Genomic DNA, 7,435 nt, shown 5'->3' with positions numbered 1-7,435 from the left:
GTTCATAGCCGGAATGCGGCTCATGGGCGGCTGGTGGTTCAGAGCGGAGTGTGGCCGAAGCCAGTTGTAGTGGTCAACGAAGGGCTGCAGAGCGGCTCGGCGCTGCTCTGAGCTTTCATAGGGCCTGGCATAGGCCCACTCCCTGAGGCTGGTCTGCACGAAACGCTCGACCTTGCCGTTGGTCTTGGGCGTGTAGGGCCTGGTGCGGATGTGACGGATGCCCAACTGCTCGCAGGCGGCCTGGAAGCTCTTCTTGTAGCCCGCGCCGTTGTCGGTCATCACGCGGTCGATGCGCACGCCCAGGCTGGCGTAGTAGGCCACGTCCTGGCGCAGGAAGTCTGTGCAGCTGAGGGCGCCCTCGTCGGGCAGGATCAGCGCGAAGGACACGCGCGAGTGGTCGTCGATGGCCAAGTGCACCGCGTCCCAGCCGATGCCGCGGTTGCGGTTCTTGGTGCGGTCGCCGGTGATGCGGTGGCCCACGCCCTGGATGCGCCCCAGGCGCTTGGTGTCGATGTGCAGCAGCTCGCCCGGCGAGGCGCGCTCGTAGCGGCGCACCGGCTCGGGCGGCTGCAAGGCGGCCAGGCGCGACAGCCCCAGGCGCTTGACGTGCCGGCTGACGGTGGCCAGGCTACGACCGCACTCGCGGGCGATGCGCCACAGCGGCACGCGCTCGCGGCGGCGCTGCTCGAACAGGCGCACCTCCTGAGCAGCGCAGCCCGTGGGGCTGACGTGAGGCCGGGAGCTGCGATCTCGCAGCCCCGCAGGCCCTTCGGCACGAAAGCGCGCCAGCCACTTGAAGCCGCTGCGGCAGCTGATGCCTACGGCCTCAGCTGCCGCAGCCATGGTCCAGCCTTGCTGGAGCACCCTGTCGACCAACAGGGCTCGACCTGCGGGCGTCAATCGCGCATGCTTATGGCTGTTCATCCGTTCTCCTGAGATGGGTTCCTGGGGCCTGGTAACCACAGCTTCCCAAATCCGGGACGGATGAACAACCTATTGAGACATCACATCTAGCGCTCTAGCGCTCGAGCGGCATCACGGACACCTGCACCGGCACGCTCTGGCCCGGCTCGCTGCGCATGAAGGCGGTGGACACGTGGCCGCGGTACTCGTAGGTCACGCGGTAGCCGGTTAAGCGGTTCTGCACTTCATTGACGGTGCGGCAGGTGCTGACTTCGCGCGGCTGCTGCTGGTAGCCGACCACCGCGCCATTGTTGTAGTTGTCGTTGCCGATACGGTCGCCGGCGACGGCGCCGACAATCGCGCCCGCGGCGGTCGCCGCCTCACGGCCGTGGCCCCTGCCGACCTGGTTGCCGAGCACGGCGCCGGCCACGCCGCCGATGATGGCGCCGCCGTAGCTGCGCGGCGCGGTGACCACCGGCTGCGGGTCGTTGACCCACTGGCTGGTGCATTCGTTGCGCGGGATCTGCACGCTCTCGTATTGCGGCTCGACGCTGCGCACGCGCGCGTTGTCGGTGAAGGTCTCGGCCCGCGCGCCCACGGCGGCGGTGGCGGCGAGCAGGCACAAGGCGGTGGCGGTGGCGGTGCGGTTCATGGTGAGTTCCTGTGTCGTGGTGTGGTTGCAGCTTAGGCCGGTGCGGCTGAACGCTGCATGAACGGCGGGGCCGCTGTTGCCGCCCCGCCTGCATTGCGCCTGCTTAGCCGCGGCGGCCCCAGCCGTCGCCCTCGCGGCGGTCGCCATCGCGGCCGTCGCGGTGGTCGCGTTCGCGGATGTCGAAGGTCCAGCTGCGGCGCGCCACGTTGCCGGCGCGGTCGCGCACCGTGATCTCCGCCGTGTGGCGGCCGTCGCCCAGCGCTTCGCGGTACTGCACTTCCTCGGCGCTGACGCGGGCGAACTCCGTCACGTCGCGGCCGTCCACCCGCAGGCGCACGGTTGCGGCATCGACGCCGCTCATGTCGTCGCTCAGGCGGGCGAAGATCTGCGTGCGGCGCCATTCACCCACGCGCTCGCCCTGCGCCGGCGTCATGTCGCTGATCAGCGGCGCGCGCTCGTCATGCGGGCCGCCATGGCCGCCGCCGTGCATGTCCACCTGCGCGGTCACGCGCTGCGGGCCGCGCTGCAGGGTCGCCACGGTGCGGGCGAATGCCGCCGGGTCGTCGCGCCGGCGCACCGTGTATTCGGCTTCGTAGAAGCCGGGGCGCGCTTCGCGCATCTGCACGTCGCTGGTCACGCCGGGAATGTCGAGCGTGACGCGGGCACCGGGCGCGCCGATGAGCGAGAAGCGCAGCTCACGGCCGGGCTCGATGCGGCCGGCACGCACCACGAAGCGCTCGATCATCGACAAGGGGGCGATGGCGACGGCGGTGGTCGGGGTGGAAAAGCCGATGCGCCCGGGAATGGCGTTGGCTTCGGCATGGGCCGGCTGCACCATCAGCGCGGCGATAGGAGACAGCAGGAGCGTCGCTGCCAGACGGGTACGAAGGGTCGATTGCATGCTGATACCTCCTGGAAGTTGCATGGAGCCGGTTTTCATTCCCGGCTTGAAAGACAGCTTAGGGCGGGGTCCATGAACCCCCGCTGAACCGATTGCAGTTTTCCAGCACGGCGCTGAAACCGCCGGCGCGCCTGCCGCGTATCCAGTGCGGGTGCCTTTCCGCCCTTCCATTTCAAATCGATTTCTAGGAGTGATCCAAATGCGCAAATTCGTCCTGTTGTCCACCGTGTGCGCCTGTTCCGTGCTGGCCGCCTGCGGTTCCATGAACCAGTCGTCTTCCTCGGCCATGGCCACCCCCATGTCCGCGCCGATGTCCAACACCAAGATGGTCGGCGGCGCGCCGATGTATCCGGCCAAGGACATCATCGACAACGCCGTCAATTCGAAGGACCACACCACGCTGGTGGCGGCGGTCAAGGCGGCCGGCCTGGTCGACACGCTCAAGGGCCCGGGGCCGTTCACCGTGTTCGCGCCGACCAACGCCGCGTTCGCCGCGCTGCCCAGCGGCACCGTGGACACGTTGCTCAAGCCCGAAAACAAGGGCACGCTGACCCAGGTGCTGACCTACCACGTGGTGCCCGGCCGCCTCGACGCGGCCATGCTGGCGCAGGAGATCCGCGCGCAAGGCGGCCGTGCGATGCTCAAGACCGCCAGCGGCGGCACGCTCACGGCCAGCATGAGCGGCAGCAACATCGTGATCACCGACGGCAAGGGCGGCATGTCGACGGTGAGCATCGCCGACGTTTACCAATCCAACGGCGTGATCCACGTCGTGAACAAGGTCCTGCTGCCGGGTTGATTCCCTGAAGAAAGTCGCTGCGCGACTTTCTTCAGGGGTTTGATGGTGTGGAAAGGCCCGGCAAAGCCGGCTCCTTCCCACAGGATGGACCGCACTGCACGCTGTTGCGTGCGGTCCGTTGAACGTTCAAGACGCGTCGAAGGCCAGCGTGACGAAGCGGCTTTGCCAGCCGGCCGGTCCATCCGGTTCGAGCAAAGTCGCGTGCAGCAGCCAGGCGACGCCGAAGGGCGGCATGAAGCGCAGGCGCCCTTCGGCGTCGCTCTGGCTCCAAATGCCTAGCGGGCTGCGCTCGCTGTGCAATTCCACCGCCAGCATCGGCACCGGCACGCCGTTCGCCAGCACCTGGAACTCCGTCGCGTTGCCAGCCAGCAGCGGCGCGTCGCCCGACACCACGATCTCCAGCGGCTGTCCCGCCGGCTTGCGGATGGCGCGCAGCGCTGGCGCCAGCGTGAAGCGGTCCGAGGTTTCGATGCGTGCGAATTTGCGGTAGCGCTCCTGCCATGGCAGGCCCTGTTCGCGCAGCGCCGCCCAGCGCGCCAGCAGCCGCGTCGTGCGGCCGGCGCCGTCCAGGCAGCCCGAAGAGGACACGCTGGACGGCGGGGAAAAGGAATCTGCGATCGGGTACTGCGTGCCGGTGCCCAGCACGAAATGCGCCGCGCCTTTCGACGGCGGCGCATTCGGGCGGAACAGCCAGCTGTCATGCGCGCCGGCGGCCGAAGCCGCCAGCGCGCGCGCTCGTCAGAGCGGCTGCGGATCGTCGCTGTCGCTGGTCGCCAGGTTGGCGTCGCCCACGCGCAGCGGCTCGTCGGTCTCGCTCTTCGTGGCCGCGGTGGCGGCAACGAAGTTGAAGGCGCCGACGGCGCTTTGTTGCGCCGAGACCGGCACATCGCTGCCGCCGGTCACCGGCGGGCCGCCGGGCGGGGTGCCGCCGTTGTTGTCGTTGCCACCCGCGTTGCCCCCGCCACTGCCGCCGCCGCAGGCGGTCAGCACCAGGGCGGTGGCGACGGCGGCCAGCGCGGCCGCCACGGGGATTTTGCGCAGCATCGTGTTGCGTCGTGTCATCGCGTGCTCCTTACTGCGAGCCGGCATTCGGCGTGTTGAGGTACGGGAAGGCGCCCAGGAACGGCACCGCCGCCTGGTCGACCGCGTCGTGCACGTCCAGCGACGCGGCACCGGCCGGCACGCTCGACGGCTTGCAGGCCGAGGTGACGCCGGGCACGCCGGGAATGGAGTTCAGCTTGAGCGTGTCGCCGTCGCCGTTGGCCATGCACAGTCCGCCCAGCATCGCCACCAGCGCGATGTCGACCACGTCGTCCTTCGGGCGGCGGCCGTTCGGGAAACCGGCGAAGTCGGTGCCGGCCGGCGAGGTCTTCAGGCTGCCGACGATGGCCAGCCGGTTCTGCGCGGCGTAGGGCAGCGGCGCGATGGCCGTGTTCAGGCGCAGCATTTCGGAGGCCTTCACCGTGGTGGGCTTGTTGACGCCGGTGATGCCGGTCAGGAACACGGTGGCCAGGTCGGTGCGCGGCACGTTGGTCGGCGCCAGGCCGGCGGGGCTGCCGGTCAGCACCAGGCCGAGCAGCGCCGGCAGGGTCGGGTTGGTGACGTAGTCGAGGAACTGGCCGTCGTCCTTGGGCTTGGAGGCGTTGAACTTGTCCTTGTCCTTCAGGCCGATCACCACCTCGTTGACCAGCGGCTGGCCCAGGCGCGAGACCTGCACCCAGGCGCCTCCGGGCTTCTCGCTCGTCTGGTGGCCGCTGGCCGGGTTGGGCGACAGCAGGCGCGCCTGGCGCAGGCTGGCCGTGGTCCAGCCGCCGATCACCGACTCGCCGCCGGCGACCAGGCAATCCTTGTGCACTTCCAGCGCGATCGAGGTGACGTTGGTGTTCTGGATCGAGTTGGCCGCCGCGGCGTTGATGTTGGCCGGGTTGGTGATCACCGACAGCGGCGCGTTCACCAGGTCGAAGATCGGGCCCAGGTTGACGGCGAAGCCTTCCTGGCGCTGGCCGACGAACACGCGGCCGCCGTCCTTGCCGGCCGGGCAGCCGGGGACGCGGATCTCGTGCACGTGCTTGGCCGCATAGGCGGCGTAGGCGCCCGCGTTGCCCAGCGTCTTCACGCCGATGTAGTCCACCGGCTTTTCGAAGCTGATGCCGCCGCCAGCCTTGGTCACCGCCGCGCCCGTGCCCTTGCGGCGGTCGCCGCGCACCACGTTGACGCTGTAGGTTTCATTCAGGTTGAGGTTGGCGTCGTTGAGGTTGGCCACCGCGCCGGCCTGGATCAGCGGGATGGCCACGCTCTTTTGCGCGGCGCCGGCGCCGATCGGCAGCGCGATGTTGTTGAGCTTGTTCTGGAAGCGGAACTGAAAGGTGATGTCTTCCGCGGCGTCGCCGTTGTTGTCGATGTGGATCTCGTACAGCGCGTTGGGGTCCAGCGAGAAGTAGTTGGGGCCGCCGTAGGGCGCCTGCAGCGGCTGGTAGTTGGCGATCAGCGTCACGTAGTCCGCGCGGCCGCCGGTGCCGCCGGTGGACACCCCCTCGTAGCTGCGGAACATGTAGAAGTCGGTGGCATCCACCTTGGGGCTGGTGGTGATGAACGGGGCTTCGCGGTGGCTCGACGCCAGGGCGGTACCGGCGGCACACAGGGCGGCGGCGACTGCCACCGACCCTGCGAGTTTCTTGTTGCGCATTGCGGATCTCCAATCAGAGGATGTTGGGTTGCTGGAAGACAGCAATGCGGATACGCGGCGCAATGCACTCTGGATGTGGCCGGACGCTTGCCTGAGCGGCATACTGGGGCTTTGCTGAATCCACTGCCGCGCTGGACGCGTAACCATTCCATGCCCCATGACGACTCCCTGGTCGAGCTGATCGAGCGCATCGCGGTGCTCTCGCGCGAACAGTCCTCGCGCCGCGCCGCAGAAGATGCGCTGCGCGCGCTCTACGACATCACCTCCGGGCGGCTGTTCGGCCTGGCGCTGCGCGTGGTCGGCCGGCGCGAAGCCGCGGAAGACGTTCTGCAGGAAGCCTTCCTGCAGATGTGGCGCAGCGCGGGCGACTACCGCGCCTCGCTCAGCCCGCCGTTCGCCTGGATGGGCCTGATCGTGCGCAGCCGCGCGCTGGACTACCTGCGCCGCCGCGCCAGCGAGCGCGCCGACGTCGCCGTCGAGCTGGACGATGCGCTGGCCGAGACGCTGCCCGGCAGCGGCGCCGACCCGATGCAGCAAAGCGAAACCGGCGAACTCGCCTCCGCCATGCACGGCTGCCTGCGCCTGCTGGATGCACGCCAGCGCGAAGTGGTGAGCCTGGCCTATCTGCGCGACCTGAGCCACCAGGAACTCGCCCAGCAGCTGAAGCTGCCGCTGGGCACCGTGAAAACCTGGATCCGGCGCGGCCTGGAACAACTGCGCGCCTGCATGGCGCGCTTTGCGTAAGGAGCCCGCGCATGAACCTCGAACGCAATCCCTCCCTGCTGGAACACCTGGCATCCGCGTACGCGCTGGGCACGCTGCGCGGCGGCGCGCGGCGGCGCTTCCAGGCAATGGCGCGGCGCAATCCGCGCGTGCGCGCCGCCGCCCTGCTGTGGCAGGAGCGCCTGCAGGCACTGACCGAAGTGGAATCCGTGCAGCCCAGCCCGGAAGTCTGGAAGCGCATCAGCAACATACTGCCGCCCACCGCCGCGGCGCCGGTGCAGGAGCCGATGGTGTCGCGCGCCGCGCAGGCGGGGCTGCGCCTGTGGCGCTCGCTGGCGCTGGGTGCGGCCACGGCCGCCGTGGTGATCGCCAGCGTCGGCTGGAACGTGTGGACCGAATCGAACCAGCGCACCGAGACATTGGCGCAGGCGCGCCGGCAGGCCGAGCAGCAGGCCACGCAGCTGGCGGCGCGCAACCAGCAGCTGCTGGTGCAGGCGCAGGCGCAGCCGGAGATCCGCTACGTGTCGGTTCTGTCGGACGAGCGCTCGGCGGCCTTCCTGCTGGCGCTGTACGACCCCAAGCACAGCACGCTGACCCTGCAGCGCGTGGGCAACTACGCCGAGGGGCCGGAACGTTCGCTGGAGCTGTGGGCGCTGCCGCAGGGCGCGGCGCCGCGCTCGCTGGGCGTGCTGGATGCGGGCGGCCTGGTGCGCCTGGCCGCCGCCGAACAGCAGCTGGGCGTGCCGGCGCTGGCGATCACGCTGGAGCCCC

9 protein-coding genes are annotated in these 7,435 nt (G+C 69.5%); 3 read left to right on the top strand and 6 right to left on the bottom strand.

Annotated elements, in window-relative coordinates:
• From H0U68_RS00045 to H0U68_RS00035, 3 genes are all read right to left on the bottom strand, one after another.
• A partial coding sequence (locus tag H0U68_RS00045; RefSeq protein WP_296351886.1) for an IS481 family transposase occupies window positions 1-924 on the bottom strand: 924 nt, incomplete at its 3' end.
• A gap of 94 nt (window positions 925-1,018) precedes the next feature.
• Complete coding sequence (locus tag H0U68_RS00040) at window positions 1,019-1,555, bottom strand: glycine zipper 2TM domain-containing protein (protein ID WP_296351883.1); 537 nt, start codon at window positions 1,553-1,555, stop codon at window positions 1,019-1,021.
• Between the two features lie 103 nt (window positions 1,556-1,658).
• On the bottom strand, window positions 1,659-2,456 hold the full coding sequence (locus tag H0U68_RS00035; protein ID WP_296351881.1) for an Ig-like domain-containing protein: 798 nt from the start codon (window positions 2,454-2,456) through the stop codon (window positions 1,659-1,661).
• A 286-nt stretch (window positions 2,457-2,742) separates the two neighbouring features.
• On the opposite strand from H0U68_RS00035, the gene H0U68_RS00030 reads away from it, so the two are divergent.
• Window positions 2,743-3,255, top strand: coding sequence for a fasciclin domain-containing protein (locus tag H0U68_RS00030; protein ID WP_296351888.1), 513 nt, complete (start codon window positions 2,743-2,745; stop codon window positions 3,253-3,255).
• Between the two features lie 126 nt (window positions 3,256-3,381).
• Here the strand turns inward: H0U68_RS00030 and H0U68_RS00025 are convergent, their stop codons facing one another.
• The 3 genes from H0U68_RS00025 to H0U68_RS00015 form a co-directional block, all read right to left on the bottom strand.
• Window positions 3,382-3,900: a DUF4198 domain-containing protein gene (locus H0U68_RS00025; RefSeq protein WP_296351879.1), complete on the bottom strand. Its 519-nt coding sequence runs from the start codon at window positions 3,898-3,900 to the stop codon at window positions 3,382-3,384.
• A 93-nt stretch (window positions 3,901-3,993) separates the two neighbouring features.
• A complete protein-coding gene (locus H0U68_RS00020) occupies window positions 3,994-4,317 on the bottom strand; it encodes a hypothetical protein (RefSeq protein WP_296351869.1) in 324 nt (107 codons plus the stop codon).
• Window positions 4,318-4,327: 10 nt separating this feature from the next.
• Window positions 4,328-5,941 carry a DUF4331 domain-containing protein gene (locus H0U68_RS00015; RefSeq protein ID WP_296351867.1) on the bottom strand — a complete coding sequence of 538 codons (1,614 nt, stop codon included), beginning with the start codon at window positions 5,939-5,941 and terminating at the stop codon, window positions 4,328-4,330.
• 150 nt (window positions 5,942-6,091) lie between these two features.
• Between H0U68_RS00015 and H0U68_RS00010 the strand changes: the two genes are divergently transcribed.
• A complete protein-coding gene (locus tag H0U68_RS00010) occupies window positions 6,092-6,685 on the top strand; it encodes a sigma-70 family RNA polymerase sigma factor (RefSeq protein WP_296351865.1) in 594 nt (197 codons plus the stop codon).
• A gap of 11 nt (window positions 6,686-6,696) precedes the next feature.
• The coding region (locus tag H0U68_RS00005) for an anti-sigma factor (RefSeq protein ID WP_296351863.1) at window positions 6,697-7,435 on the top strand (739 nt) is incomplete at its 3' end.

The sequence above is a fragment of the Ramlibacter sp. genome (assembly GCF_013697775.1).
Classification (GTDB): domain Bacteria; phylum Pseudomonadota; class Gammaproteobacteria; order Burkholderiales; family Burkholderiaceae_C; genus Ramlibacter.
The sequence above is the reverse complement of the archived record's forward strand: the minus strand, read 5'-3'. Positions and strand labels throughout refer to the sequence as shown.